The organism is Neobacillus sp. KR4-4 (assembly GCF_042136325.1).
GTDB lineage: Bacteria > Bacillota > Bacilli > Bacillales > Cytobacillaceae > Neobacillus.
The window spans coordinates 134589-152440 of the sequence record NZ_JBHHJU010000004.1 but is presented as its reverse complement, the minus strand read 5'-3'; the positions used below and the strand labels follow the sequence as shown (position 1 = coordinate 152440).

Sequence of the window (17852 nt, the reverse complement as noted above, 5' to 3'; positions counted from 1 at the left end):
TAGCATGAAAATGCCATGTACATCATACATTCACTAAAAAGGGGGCGATGCTATGAGAGAAATTGAAGTTTTTATTGATACCGAAGAAATTGCCGAATTTTTCTTTCATGAGCTTGTAAAAAGGGGATACGTTCCTAGCGAAGAGGAGCTAGAAGAAATTGCAGACATCACCTTCGAGTATCTAATTGAGAAGAGTATTATCGACGAAGAAGAAGATGATGAATAAAAAAGAGGAAAAGAAGTTTTCCTTTATTATAGATTAATACGAAAGACGAGCATTCAATGCTCGCTTTTTGTTGTGTGTAGAACTATCCGTGAGACTTATTTAAATAATATTTCCAGATTATGAAACCTTTACTTTATGGATACGTATAATTATTTACGAAGGTGAGGAGGGGAATGAGATGTTAAAAAAAATCCTTAAAATGATTTTTGGAAGCAAGTCACATCACAAGTATAGTTCCTCAAGTGATGCCTGGAAGAAAAGGAATCACTATAAGCACAACAACTTAGGACACCATTATTATAAAAAGAAATATAAAAGTAGTAGTTTTTTTAGCAGCTAAATGTAATCGGGTGTTTAATTTATGATGAAGAAAATTGCTTTACTCATATCAAATTTATTGGAAAAACCCTTTCCAATAAATGAACTAATCGCTGAGCGATACCAGGTGATTACCCATCTTGGAGCAGGTGGTTATGGTCATAGTTATTTAGTGTATGATCTGCATTGCAGACATAAGAAAGTTCTAAAAGCCTTACGTCTCCATAAAAGATTGACAGCTTATGGGCGGGATAGCTTTGAATTAGAAAAAGAATTGTTACATTCAATTAATCATCCCAGTTTTCCAAGGTATTTTGAGGAAGGAATCTATAATAACATTCCCTTTTACACCATGGAATTTATTGCGGGCATGAATTTCGAACAGCTCATTTTTTCAGAAGGAAGGAAAATTTCAGAAAAAGAAGCCTTTCAAATTGTCCATGAATTACTTACACCACTAGAATATTTGCACAACCTTAAAATAGTCCATCGTGACATTCGCATTCCCAATGTCATTACCGATGGTTCAAACGTAAGGCTGATCGATTTAGGGTTGGGTAGACATTTCCATCAGGAAAATGACGTAGTAAAAACCAAGGAAAATCATTTGCGTAAAGAAATAAATCTCCAAGCGGATTTCTATGGACTTGGACATTTCCTTTTGTTTTTGCTGTATTCTAATTTTACTTTTTCAAAAGACATACATGAAAAAAGCTGGGAAGAGGAACTGAAAATCTCGAACCAAGCGAAACACATAATTAGAAGGCTCTTGCAAATCGAACCTGCATATGAGAACTGTGCTGAAATAAGAGCTGAAATAATAAATTTATACTTAATCTAGGAGGAAGAAAGATGTCTTTTTTTAACAAAGTATTTGCCAGTGTAGGAATTGGGTCTGCAGCTGTAGACACAAAGCTTGAAAAAGATACCTATATGCCAGGAGAGACAGTTAATGGTGTAGTTGAGATTAAAGGCGGCAAGGTGGAGCAGCAGGTAGATGAGATTTATCTAACCCTAAATACCACTTATTTAAGAGAGTCAGATGACAAAAAATATACTGTCACTGCCGCAATTGACAAGTTTAGATTGACTACTCCTTTTGTTATTCGTCCGAATGAGAAAAAAGACGTTCCATTTTCCTTTCAACTTCCGTTTGATACACCACTTTCGATTGGAAGGTCAAAAGTCTGGGTAACAACAGGCCTTGATATTAAAGGCGGGGTTGACCCCAGTGATAAAGATTATCTAAAAGTTGTCCCCAATCCATTGATGTCTGCTGTGTTTACTGCCATTGATCAGTTAGGCTTTAGAATTCGGGAGGCCGATTGTGAAGAAGCACCGCGGAGATTACGTGGAAGATTACCATTTGTTCAAGAATTTGAATTCGTCCCAACTTCAGGAGCATTTCGAGGCAAACTAGATGAATTAGAAGTTGTTTTCTTTCCGTCAGGGAATGGTAACCTCGATATCATGTTTCAAGTAGATAGGCGGGCAAGAGGGTTATCAGGGTTGTTCTCGGAAGCTTTAGGGACAGATGAGACCAATGTGCGCCTCTCCGTATCAAATGCAGATATCCCATATTTACAACAAAAAATTCAAAGTTTAATTCAACGATATTCATAAAACCAATGGAAATAGGGCCAGTATGGTCCTATTTTTTTATAACGTTCCATCTTTATTCGATAAATTTTCACAAGAATCATCCTGTCTGGATAAAAAAAGTGTTTTTCGACAAAAAAATGGGAGTTCTAGGGAGGAATCAAAAGGTGGCATCGCTAATTATTAGAATAGGCATTAAATTCAAATAATTTGGAGGTTCATGATGATCAAAGTATTAACAAGAAGAGCTAGTATGCAATATGATGTAACGATCTTTCAAACTCCAAAGTACCGAGAACATAAGGGTCATAAAGAGGTTTATCGAACCATGGTTCCGGCATCCAGCCGTAAAAAGTGCTTAGAGGAAACCTTCAGCCGCTTTAATGTTACTGATAGAATTCCTGCAAACTATAAGGGAAGATTTCTCTCCACTGGAGATATTGTATTAATTGATGAAGGCCGTGGCGGCCAGCATTATTATCAATTAAAACCTGGTGGATGGTTTCCTATAAACAGAATCGTTCTCCTATAACTCTAAAAAACCTAAGGTCAACTCCTTAGGTTTATTTTCTGCAGCTAAACGGTTGGTTCTCTTAATGTTTTCGTCCGCCTGTTGCATTGTGCTCTTTTGCATGTGCTTCGTGTTCAGCTACGATGGCCTCAGCAGGGATGTGGTTATTTTTCTTTGGTGAATTAATGCGGCTTCGATGTTTTTTACCCATGAATAATCTCCCTCCTATCTAAAAATAGCTTTCCACAAATTAAAAAATTCATGTCTATTTCATTGTAGAGTTTCTCATTGGAAAATGTTTATGATATATTGTCATTGATACAGTTTTAACCATTAAATACTGTGCGTAGTTCTTGATTGGAGGATTTTTAATGAGTGTACATATCGGTGCAAAAGAAAACGAAATAGCAGAGACAGTATTACTGCCTGGAGATCCGCTTCGGGCAAAATATATTGCAGAAACATTCTTAGAAGATGCGAAATGTTACAATGAAGTTCGGAATATGTTTGGTTTTACGGGGACTTATAAAGGAAAACGGATTTCTGTTCAAGGAACGGGAATGGGCGTACCCTCCATCTCAATTTATATAAATGAATTGATGCAAAGCTATAATGTTCAAAATCTAATTCGGGTGGGAACATGCGGAGCAATTCAAAAAGATGTAAAGGTTCGTGATGTCATACTTGCGATGACAAGCTCTACCGATTCTAATATAAATCGACTTACCTTTGGTCATGTTGATTTTGCCCCTGCAGCAAACTTCGATTTACTTCGGAAGGCATATGATGCTGGGGTGTCAAAAGGCCTTAACTTGAAAGTAGGAAATATTTTTACAGCAGATTCGTTTTACAATGATAATGCAGAGTTGGAAAAATGGGCTAAGTATCAAATTCTCGCGATTGAAATGGAGACAACAGCACTATATACATTAGCTGCTAAATTTGACCGCAAAGCGCTATCCGTTCTAACTGTTAGTGATCACATCCTAACAGGGGAAGAAACCACATCTGAAGAAAGACAACTAACCTTTAACGATATGATTGAAGTAGCATTAGAAGCAGCTATAAAGGAATAATCTCCACAAGCCTCTTCCATCTAGGATGAGGCTTTAAATTTATTTAGATAACAGGAACTCACCAATAAAATGGAGAATTAATATAAACAAACTTCTCTGTGATAAATATCATCGAAAGGCGTTTTAATTAGGCTTAAATTTAAAATAATATGATTTTGAAATTATTCCTTTGACGAAATATACACTCCGGGGGTATAGTATAAGTATTAGAGGTGATTAAAATGAAAGAGCAGCTCAAATTAGATATTACTGGAATGACATGTGCGGCCTGTTCGAGCAGAATAGAAAAGGTTCTAAATAAAATGGATGGTGTACAAGCAAATGTCAATTTGGCCATGGAGACAGCGGCTATTTCTTTTGATACTGAACAAGTTTCGAGTAATGATATTATTGCTAAAATAGAAAAACTTGGCTACGGTGCACGATTTGATGAAGCAGAACAAAAACAGCAATATAAAGAAGAGGAATTACAGAGGAAAAAACGGAAGTTTCTACTATCGGTTATTTTGTCCATTCCACTTTTATATACGATGCTTGCGCATATTCCATTGGATCTAGGATTGGTAATGCCACACCTTTTGATGAATCCATGGTTTCAATTGCTTTTGGCTACTCCTGTGCAATTTTATATTGGCGGTCAATTTTATGTAGGTGCTTTTAAAGCATTAAAAAATAAAAGTGCTAATATGGATGTCCTTGTTACCTTGGGAACTTCTGCAGCCTATTTTTACAGCCTTGCTGAAGGAGTGAAAACAATTGGAAACCGGGCCTATATGCCGCATCTTTATTTTGAAACTAGCGCCGTGCTGATTACTTTAATTCTTTTGGGAAAGTTATTTGAAACGATTGCAAAGGGGAAGACTACGCTTGCTATCTCTAAATTACTAAGTCTCCAAGCAAAGGAGGCTACAGTGATTAGAGATGGAAAGCAATGGCAAATCCCTATAGACGAGGTGAAGGTTTCCGATCTTTTATTAGTGAAACCAGGTGAAAAAATTCCCGTTGACGGTAAAGTAACTTTAGGTCAGTCATCTGTTGATGAGTCCATGATAACCGGTGAATCGATTCCCGTCGAAAAAGCTGTTGGTGATACAGTCATAGGTTCGACCATCAATAAAAATGGTACCTTGACAATAAAAGCAGTGAAAGTAGGTAAAGATACAGCACTTGCTGGAATAATTAAAATTGTCGAGGAAGCACAAGGCAGCAAAGCGCCAATTCAACGTGTCGCTGATACCATATCAGGATATTTTGTCCCCATTGTTGTGGCTATTTCGTTGATTACTTTTTTGATCTGGTATTTCCTTGTCCGCCCTGGTGAATTTTCTTCCGCCCTTGAAACAGCCATAGCTGTTCTGGTGATTGCATGTCCATGTGCACTCGGCCTGGCAACGCCGACATCAATTATGGTCGGGACAGGGAAAGGAGCAGAAATGGGTATTCTCTTTAAAGGCGGAGAACATTTAGAAACTGCTCACAAGATTAATGCAATCATTCTCGATAAAACAGGCACCATTACAAAAGGACAACCCATTGTCACTGATTTTATTGCATATCAGGAGGAGAAAAAGGTTCTCCAATATCTTGTATCCGCTGAGAAGTCTTCTGAACATCCATTAGCAGAAGCAATAGTAAGATACGGGATGGAAAAAAGATCAAGTACTCTTCCTGTTAAACGGTTTAAGGCTGTACCAGGGTATGGAATTGAAGCGAAAATTGGTGATGATGAAATATTCGTTGGCACCCGAAAGTTAATGAATCTGAAAAATATTGCCAGCCAAGCGGGAGAAAAAGATTTGTCTCGTTTAGAAAACGAAGGAAAAACAGCTATGTTTATTGCTATAAATTCAACTATGGTCGGTGTGGTTGCAGTAGCTGATACAGTGAAAGAAACAGCTAAAATAGCCGTGCAGCAATTACTGCATTTAGGGATTGATGTGTTTATGTTAACAGGTGATAATGAGCGGACCGCCAAGGCAATTGCACATCAAGTTGGAATCGCAAATGTCATTGCAGAAGTACTGCCAGAGGAAAAGGCTAATCATGTGAAAGAATTACAGTCAAAAGGTCTTAAAGTGGCGATGGTCGGTGATGGCATTAATGATGCCCCAGCTCTTGCAGTTGCTGATATCGGAATAGCAATTGGTACTGGGACAGATGTGGCCATTGAAGCAGCAGATATCACGATTCTTGGCGGTGAATTAACCTTAATTCCAAAAGCGATGGCTTTAAGTAAAAAAACAATGCAAAATATTCGTCAAAATCTGTTCTGGGCTCTTGTATACAATACAGGGGGAATACCGATAGCAGCTTTAGGATTGTTAGCCCCATGGGTTGCTGGTGCAGCCATGGCATTTAGTTCAGTTTCAGTAGTTTCTAATTCCCTTCGATTGAAGAGAATGAATATATAAAAATAAGTGAGGTAATCGTTATGGAGAAAACAACATTACAAGTTACAGGAATGACTTGCGGACATTGTGAAAAAGCTGTCAAAACAGCACTTCTAGGTGTTGAAGGGGTAAGCAAGGTAAATGTTTCACTAAAGGATGGAAAGGTTGAGGTAGATCATGATTCAAGTAAGGCCCCAGTCACGAAGCTAAAAGAAGCCGTCGAAGACCAAGGCTATGATGTAGAATAGATACGAACGGCACCTACTATTTGGTAGGTGCCGTTTATTGTGAATATCGGATTCCTGCGAATATTATTAATTTCATTAACTTTTCTTTGTTAATTTTCTGTAAAAGATGTTATTCTAATCACTAAGAGTTAATTTTTATGGTAAATGAAAGTGGTGAAGGCTTTGGAAGATGAGAAAATTGGACAAGAAAAAGTGGAAAATACCAATATTGAACAAGAGCAGACAAACGAAAACAAGACAGGATACATACGATTAAAGAAATTTCATTTTATCATGCTATTGTTTATGGTAGTGTTCCTTTCTGCGGGGATTACAACATTTGCACTTGCGTTTGGGGATGAAAAGGTAGTCACTGTAGGAACGGAACGACCAGAATTTAATAAACTTTATGAAGCATTTGATACATTAAAGTCTGGTTATTACAAAGAAATCGATCAAAAAAAGGCTATTAATGGAGCAATCAACGGAATGGTGGAGTCGCTCGATGACCCCTATTCTGATTATATGAGCAATGAAGAAGCTGAAAGCTTTCATGGCAGTATTTCTTCTTCGTTTGAAGGTATAGGTGCCGAAATTCAGGAAAAAGACGGGCATATTGTTATTGTATCTCCAATTAAAGGCTCTCCAGCTGAAAAAGCTGGTTTAAAACCTAATGATATGATTATGTCCGTGAATGGAAAAAGCCTCCAAGGCATGAATTCAACTCAAGCAGTAACCTTGATTCGTGGCAAAAAAGGTACGAAGGTAGTGTTGTCCATTCAACGGCCTGGAACAGATACACCAATGACAGTCCCAATTATTAGAGATGAGATTCCGATTGAAACAGTTTATGGTGAAATGGCTGGCGATGGTATTGCAAAGGTTCAAATTACCAGTTTTTCAAGCAATACGGCAAAGGAACTTGTAGAAAAACTCAATGAATTGAATGGTAAAGGAATGAAGGGACTCGTATTAGACTTACGTCAAAACCCAGGAGGTCTTTTAGATCAAGCCATCTCGATTTCCAGTATGTTCGTTCCAAAAGGAAAACTTATTTTAAAAGTAGAAGATCGTAATGGAAAGATCAAGGAGTATCCGTCGCAAAATGAAGGGAATCCAAATCTTCCTTTAGTTGTCTTGATTGATAAAGGCAGTGCTAGTGCATCAGAAATCCTTGCCGGAGCTGTAAAAGAATCAGCAGGTGTAAAACTAGTTGGAGAAAAGTCTTTTGGGAAGGGAACTGTGCAAACGGCTTCCGACTTTAAGGATGGTTCAAATCTTAAATTTACAACCGCAAAATGGTTAACACCTAACGGTAATTGGATCCATAAAAAGGGGATTAATCCTGATGTGGCAGTTGCCTTACCTGATTATGCAACCTTAACAATCATAAATCCGGATAAAGAACTAAAACAATCTAGTTCGGGAACAGAAGTACAGACTGCACAGAAAATGTTAAAAGCAGTTGGATATAACCCTGGCCGGACAGACGGGTTCTTTGATAAAAAGACAAAAGCTGCCGTAACTGCTTTTCAAAAGGCTCATAAGCTACCGGCTAATGGAATTCTAAAAGGCGATTCTACCTTAAAATTAATGGAATTATTAAGAGACAAAATTAAAAATAATGATACACAAATGCAAGAGGCGATAAAAGTATTAAAGGGAACGATGAAATAAACAATAGCGACCCGACTTCCCTAGAAGTTGGGTCCATTTTTTTAAGTAACCATCAATGAATGGAAGGGTTTTGACAATGAAAAAAGCTGAGGTTTATATTTTATCCGGTTTTTTAGGGAGCGGGAAAACCAGCCTTCTCAAACAATTATTAGAGGATGAACAGCGAACAGGAAGAAAAACGGCTGTCATGATGAATGAATTAGGCAAGGTCTCCATTGATTCTGATATAGTCGATGAGGAAGATGTTACATTAAAAGAACTGCTGGGCGGTTGTATTTGCTGTTCCATTCAGGATAAGCTTGAAGCCCAATTACAAGGTCTATTAGTAGAGGAAGAACCAGAAGTAATCTATATCGAAACAACCGGAGCTGCACACCCTGTGGAGGTTTTAGATGCGATTCTTTCTCCCTTATTTGCAGATAAATTAATCATAAAGGGGATTATCACCACCGTTGATGGGACAAGGTGGTTAGTTCGAAAATTATTAAGTCCACAACTTCAACAATTGATTCTAGAGCAGGTGAGACATGCGGACTATATTCTTGTTAACAAGTTGAATGAATTAACAGAGAGTGAGCAAGCAAAGATCACTTTTGAAATTCAGGCGATAAATCCAAATGCAAGATGCCTTCTGACTAATTTTTCTCAGGTTTCTATCGACCAGTTGCGAAAACTTTCCGTGTCAGTTGATAAGGTGACACAACCTGTCCATCTTAATTTAACGACCTTTGTTTACCAATTTGAATCAGCAATCAGCCAAACAGAATTTGAGGATTTTTTGAAAAAGCTGCCGGATACGATTTACCGTATTAAAGGCTATCTTAAGTTTGATTTTTCAAAGCTCCCTTTTTTATTTCAATTTTCTTACGGCATGCCCTTATATATGAAACAGGATATGAATATGCCATTAAACCTTGTCTTTATCGGTGAGAATATTGATTGGAACGGAATTAAAACACAATTAGAAAATCTTGAGAAATGACAAAAATACCGTGATTGAATGAATGATTATTTCCTCTTCAGGTAACTATTTTAATGTGGCAAAGTTTATTACTTTAAAGGAGGATGCGATGAAGAGGGTAGTTATTTTTTTTGTTTTTATTCATATCCTCCTAAATGGTCAAGAGGTTAAAGCTGCATCAAACATTAGTTATAATATTGAGATGTTGAATTGGAAGGAAGTTGATCAAATTCTTCCTAAATACACAAAATTTACTGTTTTGGATGTAGAAACGGGTAAAAAGTTTACAGTGCAAAGACGGGCGGGGAGCCACCATGCGGACGTACAACCCTTAACTTCCAAGGATACGAAGATCATGAAAAAAATATACGGGGGCAAATGGAGCTGGAAACGCAGGGCCATTATTGTTATTCATAAAGACCAGTGGATTGCAGGTTCCATGCATGGGATGCCCCATGGCGCAGGTGCACTTCAGAATAACTTTCCAGGACACTTTTGTATTCATTTCTATGGCAGTACCACACATCGTACGAACTCAATGGACTTATCGCATATGCTTATGGTATTGAAAGCTTCAGGGAAATTAAATCAGTATTTAGGTTCTGCGAATCCATATGAAGTCATAAATGCCTATGTAGCCGGATTTAAGCAGCAGGACAGCCGAATTACATCACTAGCCTCACTACAAAAAATTAATTGGCGACCCATTTTAGAAGATGTTGAAAATATCAGACTTTCTCGAATCGAACTATTGCCAGCAGAGGATTTAACGGAAGAAATCAGTTTGGACGTACCAGTGGAAATTGACTGGTATATTAAAAATAGAGGAAGACAAACTTTTAGGGGAGACATTCACCTAATTAGATTTTCACCGCTTGACGCATGGAAAGTGGATTCAAAGGATTTTCTTAAGGAAAATGGATTTTAAAAAACAAAAACATCCTCAAATTGGACACTCCAATTAGGGATGTTTTTGTTTGATGATCATGCTATAACGGCTGTTCACCAAATTTAATAAATGTTCGTTCATCTTCTATTAACCCACAAGCACCGCATTGTATTCGATAGTCTGGGCCATTGTAAGGGAGATGAAAGGGCTCTAAATCGTTTTCGGCATACTCTTTGATAACTTCCCCTGATTGTGGGTCAAGTTTAACAGAATGAGATACTTGTTGGATCACATTAAAACGGCTTCGATTGGTCTTGCAATTTGGACATTTATAAGGTGTCGACATATTAGGATTCTCCTTTCTCGGTCTTGTTAAAAGTTATTTTTTGCAATGTAGTAAGTAAATATGTAACAATGCAAGGGAAGACAAAAAGGGGGGATTGTTTTTGCCTATTGAAAAGGTATCCTTTGATTATTTATTAGAACAATATCGGCTGATTTGGAATCATCGGTTACTTGAAACGATGGGGCAAAGCAGTAAGGAGACATTGCTAGAAGCAATAAAAAAAGAGCTTCTCGATGAAAATTCACATCCGAGAGTAAGAAAGAACAAATTTGAGAAATATTTTTCTGCCATTAATAGAGTGAGTGATTCAACAGTTTCACCAGAAGCTAAGGTACAGTTAATAAAAATTCATAATAAAGTGATGGAAGAAATAAGATAGGAGAGAGAGACCTTGAAAAAGTTTTTCGTTTTATTGGTGATTGTTCTTTGTTTAAATATCGTTGTTTCCTGTAATAAAAAAGAACAAGAGGATAATCTGCCGCAAATGGTTGATGTAGACTTGTCGATCAAACCCAATCCAGGTGAACTGGGCAAGCCGGTCACATTTGAAGCGAAAGTTACCCAGGGAAAAGATCAGGTGGAGGATGCAGAAGTTATCTTTGAGATTTGGCGAGCAAAGAATGACAACCATGAAAAAGTAGAAATAAAACATTCTAAAAACGGAATCTATCGCCTTGAAAAATCTTTCAATCAAGAGGGGACGTATTATATCATCTCTCATGTGACTGCAAGAGATATGCACAACATGCCTAAAAAGGAATTTGTTGTCGGGACCCCAAGTGAACCTGAGGATGCTAATGCAAAGAATTCAATGGAAAACATGGATATGGATATGGATAATATGAAGGAATCAAATAATGGTAAATAAAGGATGGACAGCAGATTTGCTGTCCAATAAATTGAATACGTTTGCTTGGTTAAATTTCTGTAACGTCTATTTGTGAAAACTGCAAATCAATATTTTTAGGGATTTTAACTTCAAGTACGCCATCCTTGAAGATAGCAGATGCCCCTTTCTTTTTTACAATAGCTGGTAGGGTTATCGTGTGTTTATCTTCATGACGAGGAATATGCTCCACAATGAGTTGATTGGATGTGTGATAAATTCGAAGCTGCTTAATCCAATCTTCATGTTTTATTGAAATTCTAACGTATACATAATTATGGGTCTCAAATGCAGATGCATTTAATCCGTCACTATTAGATAAAGGTGAGGATCCTGATGATTGGAATCCCTGGAACATCTCTGCTGGATTTATTCCCGCTTTCATATTTCCAGGCATGATTTTCCCTAATACATCCTGAACATAATTATTAATTTCTTCCGGTTTCATTTTTGCCATCTTTTCCTTTATATTTTTATCAAAAGGGAATATATTCCACGGGAACAATGATCTCATCCTTTCCGTGTTACTTAGATATTTGTATCATATGCTAACACTTGCCCATGCGTTATAAAAACCTAAGTCAATATGAATGTACAAAAAATGTGACTAAACATGTCTCGTTAACAAATAGTTATGAGAGATACTAAACATAGAGAGGTAATGATTTGTGAATAAGAAAACAGCTCTGATTACGGGGGGAGCAACTGGTATTGGCAAAAAGACTGCTTTATATTTAGCGGAAAATGGTTATCAGTTAGCCATAAACTATCGTAATAGTGAAACAGAAGCAATTTCTTTAGCAAACCAATTGACTGAATGTTTTGGAACCAAAAACATTACTGTTCAAGGAGATGTGGCAATCGAGAAGGATTGTATCCGAATTGTTAATGAAACACTTGCTGTCTATAAGACTGTGGACGTTTTAGTACATAATGCAGGTCCATACATCCAAGAACGAAAAAAGCTCGCAGACTATTCCTTCGAAGAATGGAATTATGTAGTCCAGGGGAATTTAAGCTCTGTTTTTTATTTGTCTAAACTAGTTATCCCTTCCATGCGTAACAAAAAATGGGGGAGAATTATTACATTCGGGTATGATCGCGTTGAAACTTCACCAGGTTGGATATATCGGTCAGCCTTTGCTGCAGCAAAGACAGGTTTGGCCTCCCTAACAAGAACTATAGCGATAGAGGAAGCGGAATATGGAATTACAGCAAATATGGTTTGTCCAGGGGATATCATTAACCAATGGAAAGAAAGTAATATACATGATGCAAAGGAAATGGAAGGAAATGCACCGATTGGCAGGTATGGAACAGGCGAAGATATAGCCAGAGTCATTGCATTCTTGGTTGAAGAAAATTCAGATTTTATTACAGGGAGTATCATACCTATTACTGGGGGAATGGATGTATTAGGGAAGATACATAAGAATTAGTATAATTTTTTGAACTATTTGATTTTCTGAATGAAAACTCCTCCTTTTGTGGATAATAGATAATAATCATCTATGAAAGGAGCAAAGAATATGAGTTTTAATATGAACAGAATAAATCCTAATCAAACTCAGGTGTTTTTTCATGATGGCCGCTTTGAAACATTAACAAATGAGGAATTAGACGAATTTTTGCTCCAAATGGGTCTTAATGACGTGAATGAAGCGATTGAACAAAACGTAACAGAATAATAATTAATAAAATTCTAAACAAAAAGCAATCGGACAAAGCCGATTGCTTTTTTACGCTTCCAACAATTGTGAATCGTCTGATTGGACAGCGCCATTCCGCATAAGATAGAAAGTGTACTGATCCTTAGGTATTTCATACAAATCATATACATCACCATTAGCATTCAATTGTTCATATATAGATTTTCTCGTTTCGTTTGCTTTTATTACATAAGGTAGTTTTTCAGCTGCTTTGATTGAGCGAATATTAACCTTCCGTATTCTCATAAAGACGGTTTCGATTCCTAATTCATAAAATAGTTCCTGAAAAAAGGTATCTTTCGCCGGACTATTATAACCTTTGCCGTGGTAAGGCTTGCCAAGCCATGTTCCTAAAAATCCGGCATTTTCCTCAATATCAAAAAGGTTAATGGTACCAATCGGTACACCCCATTCATCAAGAATGGTTCGTGATATTAATTCACCACGGTCTTCGGCCTCAATGGTTTGTTTTGTCATAAATAAGAATTCTTCATAGGTATCAGCTTTTTGGCGCACAAATGGGAAGACATCAGGATGCGTCATTAATTCGTACAGTGTGTGGCTGTCATGAAGATCACGTTTTTTAAGCATGAATAACCCTCCATTAGGGCATTCCGATCCCATGTCAAAAGAAACGGTCCGGTCCACCCTCGAAATTTTTTATAAAGTTACTAAAAAATTTCGGGGTGGGAATCGAACCCACTAGAACCAGTAATACTGGTGGCGCACCATTTGCCTTCCCTATATCATTTTTTTGTTAACAAGAATATGTTCGTAAACCTCCAAAGATTTTAGGTTTTAAACGGCTTCACTAAAAGTATGATACAAGAAAAAAGCTAAAAAATAAATAGGTTTTTTGTGGATTTTTCGATAATATTTTTTACCAATTTTCAGCAATAATCTACGCTTCTTGATAGACCATTTCGCCGCCAATCATCGTCCATTTCGGCTTAGCCAAGTATTGGAAAGGATGATGGCTCCAAAGCACTAAATCGGCTTCCTTTCCCTCCTCGATACTTCCAACTTGACTGTCTATTCTTAAGTTCTTGGCCGGCAGAATTGTAATTCCTTCAAGTGCTTTCTGCTCTGGTAAACCCTCTCTGACAGCAAGGCTCGCACAAATATTTAAGTATTGGATGGGTGTATAGGGATGATCCGTGGTAATAGAAACTTCTACACCATGATTCGTCAGTTCTTGATAAGTTTTCCAGGTTTTATTCTTCAATTCGACTTTGGATCTTCGTGTTAAGGTTGGACCAACGGAAACTTTTAAATTCACCCCTGAAAGTTCACTTGCAATAAGATGGCCCTCAGTACAATGTTCTATTCTCAAGTCAAGATTAAATTCTTCTGCGAAGCGAAGAGCAGAAATAATATCATCAGCACGATGTGCGTGGATTCTAACGGGAATTTCTCTTTTGAGGGCCATAATAATCGGTGCGACTCTAGGCGAGTCTGGATTATCCGTGTGGATTGCTTGGTAAAAAGCCTCCCTAAGCATCCCCATAATTCCCATCCGCGTAATGGAATCACTGTTGCCATTGCTATGAATTCTTTTTGGATTTTCCCCTAAGGCAATTTTTAATCCTGCAATCTCTTGGATAATCATTTTTTTGATATTTTTACCTGTAGTTTTGATGACAGATGTTGTTCCTCCTATAACATTTGCACTGCCAGGCATGACATGAGCTGTGGTGATCCCGCTTTTAACTGCATCAGAGAATGCCGGGTCCAAAGGATATACCCCGTCGATAGCTCGGATATGTGGAGTAAGAGCTTCAGCTGTTTCATTGGCATCGTTTCCCGCCCAGCCGGTTCCTTCATCATAGAGACCTAAATGGGTATGGACATCAATAAAGCCTGGAAAAAGAAATTGGTTCCCACAATCAATGATTTTTACATTTAAATCTGTTGTAAGATTTTTCCCAACTTTAAGGATCTTCCCTGCATCAATTAAGATATCTCCATGTGGAATCGGCTTTGATGTAATAGGATATACCGTTGCATTTTTTAAAAGAATTTTTGTCATAATAAAACCTTTCTTCACATTGATAATAGTTATTTTATAAATTTTAACAATTTAGGTGCCTAGGGATTAGTTTCAATCAGAAAAAAATTTTTAAACAAAGTCGTATCATTTTGTAAAAGAATCAAGTGGGGTCTATAATGACAAGGAAGTTTAATGTTAACAATGAAAGGGCGAGGCAACATGGAAAACCAAGTAGGTTTGGTCCTAGAAGGTGGAGGAATGCGTGGTGTTTATACTGCAGGTATCCTTGAATACTTCTTGGAATCACAGTTATTTTTTCCATATGTTATTGGGGTATCTGCAGGTGCATGTAATGCAGCCTCCTATTTGTCGAAGCAAAAAGGGAGAAATAAAACCGTTACGATTGAATATGCTTCCGACCCTAGATATATTTCGTGGAAAAATTATTTTCGAAATCGGCAATTTTTTGGCATGGATTTTATTTTTGACGAAATTCCAAATAAACATGTCCCATTCCATTATGATGTTTTTTACAATAGTCCTTCAGAATTTGTTGTGGGGACAACAGATTGTTTGACAGGAGAGCCTGTTTATTTCAAGAAAAAGGATTACAGAGATGACCTTTTAACCGTAATACGGGCATCAAGCTCCCTTCCATTTATTGCACCTGAAGTCCGTTTTAAAGATAAAATATTACTTGATGGGGGGATTAGCGATCCCATTCCAATCAAGAAAGCACAACAGGATGGGTTTGCAAAAAATATCGTGATTCTTACAAGAAATGAAGGGTATTTGAAAAAGCCCTCAAAATTTCATTTTCTGGTAGATCGTAAGTATCCAGAATACAAAGGCTTGCAACAGTCCCTTAGGAACCGATATCGAATATATAATGAAACGGTCGAATATGTTGAGCAGGAAGAGAAAAAGGGGAATGTTTTGATTATCCGCCCATCCCAGCCATTAAAGGTCGGTAGAATGGAACGGAATCCCCATAGGCTGGAAGAGCTTTACAATCAGGGCTACGAAGATGCTAGAGCATCTATGTCAACGATAATTAACTATATTAAGAATTAAAAGAAGAGACCATTTCGTTTCTTCTTTTTTAGTGTAATTGCAAACTTCTATCATTTTTTTGGTTTATAGTAAATAAACTAAGAAAAGAGGAATTGATAAGGAGTTTTCTAGATGAAAATAAATGAATATTACCGGGATACAGCTCATTTGAACTTAAATGGTAGTATTGCTTCACTATTGCCAGTCATCATAATCATCGCTGGCAACCTTACTATTTTTAAAACAAAAGAAATCATGTTATTAACGATCCCATTTCTTATCTATAGTTTGGTTAGTTTCCAATTCTATCTATTTAGAAGACGGCAGTCGATTTCAATTGACAGACAGCTGAAGAAATCTGAGGCCGGAAGAAGGTCTTTATTTGAATCACGCCATTTACTAGTTTTCTTCCTGAACACTAAATCTTCTAGGCTGCTATTTTACTTTCCGAACGGGCATCTTGCTGGAATGATTAAGAGATACCGAGGCAGTGGGACGAAGAAGCTATCCTTTTCAAAAATTTATGCACTCTATTCGATGGAGAACCAGAACCAAGCCATAGGTTACTATAAGGTTAATGGTGGAAAAACGATAAAAATAGAGGTATTTAATCATCGAAGGCAATATTTAGGCAGTTTTGAGCGAAGTAAAAAGGATTGGAGAACATCCAAAAAGGAATTACTAGATTCGAAAGGAAAGTATATTGGTGCAGTAGAAGGTGCTGTTGCTTTTATGGATGAACAATTCATAAACCACGATCACTTTCAGGAAGCACGTCTTCGTCGTGGATGGATGCCATTGGAGTGGAGTCCCTTGTTTCCAGAGCCGAATACACCGGTACTTTCCATTAGAGAGAGTTTATCTGAACAAGACAAACTCCTTCGGATGTCATTTTTGATTAATGAATATTTTATCGAAAGATAGAAGTTTCGACAGTTTCCCTCACGAACATTGTTTGGTATGATAAATAGAATACTTATATCAAGGTAGTAGGGGGATAACAATGGAAGTCCAATTAATTAAAGGTCATGGATCGGGAAATGACTTTCTAATTATCGATGAAATGTCGAATCAATATGAATTTTCTGAGAGTGAACGAGCAGATCTCGCGAGAATGTTATGTAATCGTCAGTCTGAATTAGGGGCTGATGGAATTCTTTTCGTGATGAATAGCAAACATGCAGACGCGAGAATGCGTGTCTTTAACTCAGATGGGTCGGAAGCATCCATGTGTGGAAATGGATTGCGTCTTGTTGCAAGATATGTAAGTGAACACCTTGGTCAAAATAAAGCTGTTATTGAAACAATGAAAGCAAATTTAAAAGTGAGCAAACAAAATGAACTTTTACCAGATATTCATACCTACCAAGTGGAAATTTCCCCTGTGTTGTTTGAATTAAAAGCTCTGCCTTTAAATTTAAATAAACCGACCCTTTTCAATGAAAAAATTGAGGAACTATCAGCAGATTTAAGGTTTACGGCACTTGCTGTTCCTAATCCGCACCTCATTGCTATTGTTGAAGCAGAACACCTTGAAGGTGACCTGCAAAAACATCTTAGTGAAAAAGTAAATGGTCCCAATCATTTGTTCCCAGACGGTGTTAATGTAAGCTTTGTTAAACATTTACAACCTGGTGCTATATATGTTAGAACATTTGAGCGTGGTGTAGGTTTTACTAATGCCTGTGGGACTGCCATGTCAGCATCCACCCTCGTTACTTGTTTACTGGAATTAAATAAATTGGAAAACGTCGTAAATGTTTATAATAATGGTGGAAAAGTTCAATGTGTAGCCCATGAAAGCGAGGGTAAATACACGATTGACTTAATAGGGAATGCCACCTATCTTTATAGTGCTACAGTAAATGTGGATTTAGAGAATCGTTCATTTACAATTTCATCTAAAACAGAACTTTCTGAGCAGGCAACTTATGAGCAATTGCAAAATGAAGCAAAAAAGTTTGTTGAAACGAATATGAAAGGATAGGGTCAGC

At 37.3% G+C, this 17852-nt stretch carries 22 protein-coding genes; 17 read left to right on the top strand and 5 right to left on the bottom strand.

What is annotated here, in order from left to right; translation table 11 throughout:
• Positions 1-52 precede the first annotated feature (52 nt).
• From ACE198_RS05860 to ACE198_RS05845, 4 genes are all read left to right on the top strand, one after another.
• Positions 53-226, top strand: coding sequence for a YozD family protein (locus ACE198_RS05860; RefSeq protein WP_098571979.1), 174 nt, complete (start codon positions 53-55; stop codon positions 224-226).
• 361 nt (positions 227-587) lie between these two features.
• A complete protein-coding gene (locus ACE198_RS05855) occupies positions 588-1385 on the top strand; it encodes a serine/threonine protein kinase (protein ID WP_375374968.1) in 798 nt (265 codons plus the stop codon).
• Between the two features lie 11 nt (positions 1386-1396).
• On the top strand, positions 1397-2167 hold the full coding sequence (locus ACE198_RS05850) for a sporulation protein (RefSeq protein ID WP_375374967.1): 771 nt from the start codon (positions 1397-1399) through the stop codon (positions 2165-2167).
• Positions 2168-2363: 196 nt separating this feature from the next.
• Positions 2364-2675 carry a YodL domain-containing protein gene (locus tag ACE198_RS05845; protein ID WP_375374966.1) on the top strand — a complete coding sequence of 104 codons (312 nt, stop codon included), beginning with the start codon at positions 2364-2366 and terminating at the stop codon, positions 2673-2675.
• A gap of 61 nt (positions 2676-2736) precedes the next feature.
• Here ACE198_RS05845 and ACE198_RS05840 read toward each other — a convergent pair whose 3' ends face one another.
• Positions 2737-2865, bottom strand: a complete 129-nt coding sequence (locus ACE198_RS05840) for a hypothetical protein (protein ID WP_098575029.1) — start codon at positions 2863-2865, stop codon at positions 2737-2739.
• A 160-nt stretch (positions 2866-3025) separates the two neighbouring features.
• Between ACE198_RS05840 and deoD the strand changes: the two genes are divergently transcribed.
• The 6 genes from deoD (at position 3026) to ACE198_RS05810 (ending at position 9913) form a co-directional block, all read left to right on the top strand.
• A complete protein-coding gene (deoD, locus tag ACE198_RS05835; RefSeq protein ID WP_375374965.1) occupies positions 3026-3730 on the top strand; it encodes a purine-nucleoside phosphorylase in 705 nt (234 codons plus the stop codon).
• Between the two features lie 221 nt (positions 3731-3951).
• A complete protein-coding gene (locus tag ACE198_RS05830) occupies positions 3952-6141 on the top strand; it encodes a heavy metal translocating P-type ATPase (protein WP_375374964.1) in 2190 nt (729 codons plus the stop codon).
• A gap of 20 nt (positions 6142-6161) precedes the next feature.
• Positions 6162-6368, top strand: a complete 207-nt coding sequence (copZ, locus tag ACE198_RS05825) for a copper chaperone CopZ (RefSeq protein WP_098575027.1) — start codon at positions 6162-6164, stop codon at positions 6366-6368.
• Between the two features lie 162 nt (positions 6369-6530).
• A complete protein-coding gene (locus tag ACE198_RS05820) occupies positions 6531-8024 on the top strand; it encodes a lmo1851 family serine protease (protein ID WP_483870206.1) in 1494 nt (497 codons plus the stop codon).
• 76 nt (positions 8025-8100) lie between these two features.
• Positions 8101-9006, top strand: a complete 906-nt coding sequence (locus tag ACE198_RS05815) for a CobW family GTP-binding protein (RefSeq protein WP_375374962.1) — start codon at positions 8101-8103, stop codon at positions 9004-9006.
• Positions 9007-9094: 88 nt separating this feature from the next.
• Positions 9095-9913 carry a hypothetical protein gene (locus tag ACE198_RS05810; RefSeq protein WP_375374961.1) on the top strand — a complete coding sequence of 273 codons (819 nt, stop codon included), beginning with the start codon at positions 9095-9097 and terminating at the stop codon, positions 9911-9913.
• A 61-nt stretch (positions 9914-9974) separates the two neighbouring features.
• Here ACE198_RS05810 and ACE198_RS05805 read toward each other — a convergent pair whose 3' ends face one another.
• Complete coding sequence (locus ACE198_RS05805) at positions 9975-10220, bottom strand: DNA alkylation repair protein (RefSeq protein WP_098575023.1); 246 nt, start codon at positions 10218-10220, stop codon at positions 9975-9977.
• A gap of 100 nt (positions 10221-10320) precedes the next feature.
• Between ACE198_RS05805 and ACE198_RS05800 the strand changes: the two genes are divergently transcribed.
• Both ACE198_RS05800 and ACE198_RS05795 read left to right on the top strand, forming a co-directional pair.
• Positions 10321-10599, top strand: coding sequence for a hypothetical protein (locus tag ACE198_RS05800; protein WP_098575022.1), 279 nt, complete (start codon positions 10321-10323; stop codon positions 10597-10599).
• A gap of 12 nt (positions 10600-10611) precedes the next feature.
• A complete protein-coding gene (locus tag ACE198_RS05795; RefSeq protein WP_375374960.1) occupies positions 10612-11088 on the top strand; it encodes a FixH family protein in 477 nt (158 codons plus the stop codon).
• Between the two features lie 49 nt (positions 11089-11137).
• Here the strand turns inward: ACE198_RS05795 and ACE198_RS05790 are convergent, their stop codons facing one another.
• Positions 11138-11554: an Hsp20/alpha crystallin family protein gene (locus ACE198_RS05790; protein ID WP_375374959.1), complete on the bottom strand. Its 417-nt coding sequence runs from the start codon at positions 11552-11554 to the stop codon at positions 11138-11140.
• 220 nt (positions 11555-11774) lie between these two features.
• On the opposite strand from ACE198_RS05790, the gene ACE198_RS05785 reads away from it, so the two are divergent.
• Both ACE198_RS05785 and ACE198_RS05780 read left to right on the top strand, forming a co-directional pair.
• Positions 11775-12545: an SDR family oxidoreductase gene (locus ACE198_RS05785; protein WP_375374958.1), complete on the top strand. Its 771-nt coding sequence runs from the start codon at positions 11775-11777 to the stop codon at positions 12543-12545.
• 90 nt (positions 12546-12635) lie between these two features.
• Complete coding sequence (locus ACE198_RS05780; protein ID WP_180230154.1) at positions 12636-12794, top strand: hypothetical protein; 159 nt, start codon at positions 12636-12638, stop codon at positions 12792-12794.
• Between the two features lie 51 nt (positions 12795-12845).
• Here the strand turns inward: ACE198_RS05780 and ACE198_RS05775 are convergent, their stop codons facing one another.
• Together ACE198_RS05775 and ACE198_RS05770 are read right to left on the bottom strand one after the other, a co-directional pair.
• Entirely contained in the window at positions 12846-13406 is a 561-nt protein-coding gene (locus ACE198_RS05775; RefSeq protein WP_375374957.1) for a GNAT family N-acetyltransferase, read from the bottom strand.
• Positions 13407-13716: 310 nt separating this feature from the next.
• Positions 13717-14844: an amidohydrolase gene (locus ACE198_RS05770; RefSeq protein ID WP_375374956.1), complete on the bottom strand. Its 1128-nt coding sequence runs from the start codon at positions 14842-14844 to the stop codon at positions 13717-13719.
• A gap of 180 nt (positions 14845-15024) precedes the next feature.
• Between ACE198_RS05770 and ACE198_RS05765 the strand changes: the two genes are divergently transcribed.
• The 3 genes from ACE198_RS05765 to dapF all read left to right on the top strand — a co-directional run bounded on the left by ACE198_RS05765 (position 15025) and on the right by dapF (position 17845).
• A complete protein-coding gene (locus tag ACE198_RS05765; protein ID WP_098575042.1) occupies positions 15025-15879 on the top strand; it encodes a patatin-like phospholipase family protein in 855 nt (284 codons plus the stop codon).
• A 111-nt stretch (positions 15880-15990) separates the two neighbouring features.
• Complete coding sequence (locus tag ACE198_RS05760; RefSeq protein WP_375374955.1) at positions 15991-16782, top strand: hypothetical protein; 792 nt, start codon at positions 15991-15993, stop codon at positions 16780-16782.
• A 79-nt stretch (positions 16783-16861) separates the two neighbouring features.
• Positions 16862-17845: a diaminopimelate epimerase gene (gene dapF / locus ACE198_RS05755; RefSeq protein WP_375374954.1), complete on the top strand. Its 984-nt coding sequence runs from the start codon at positions 16862-16864 to the stop codon at positions 17843-17845.
• Positions 17846-17852 lie beyond the last annotated feature (7 nt).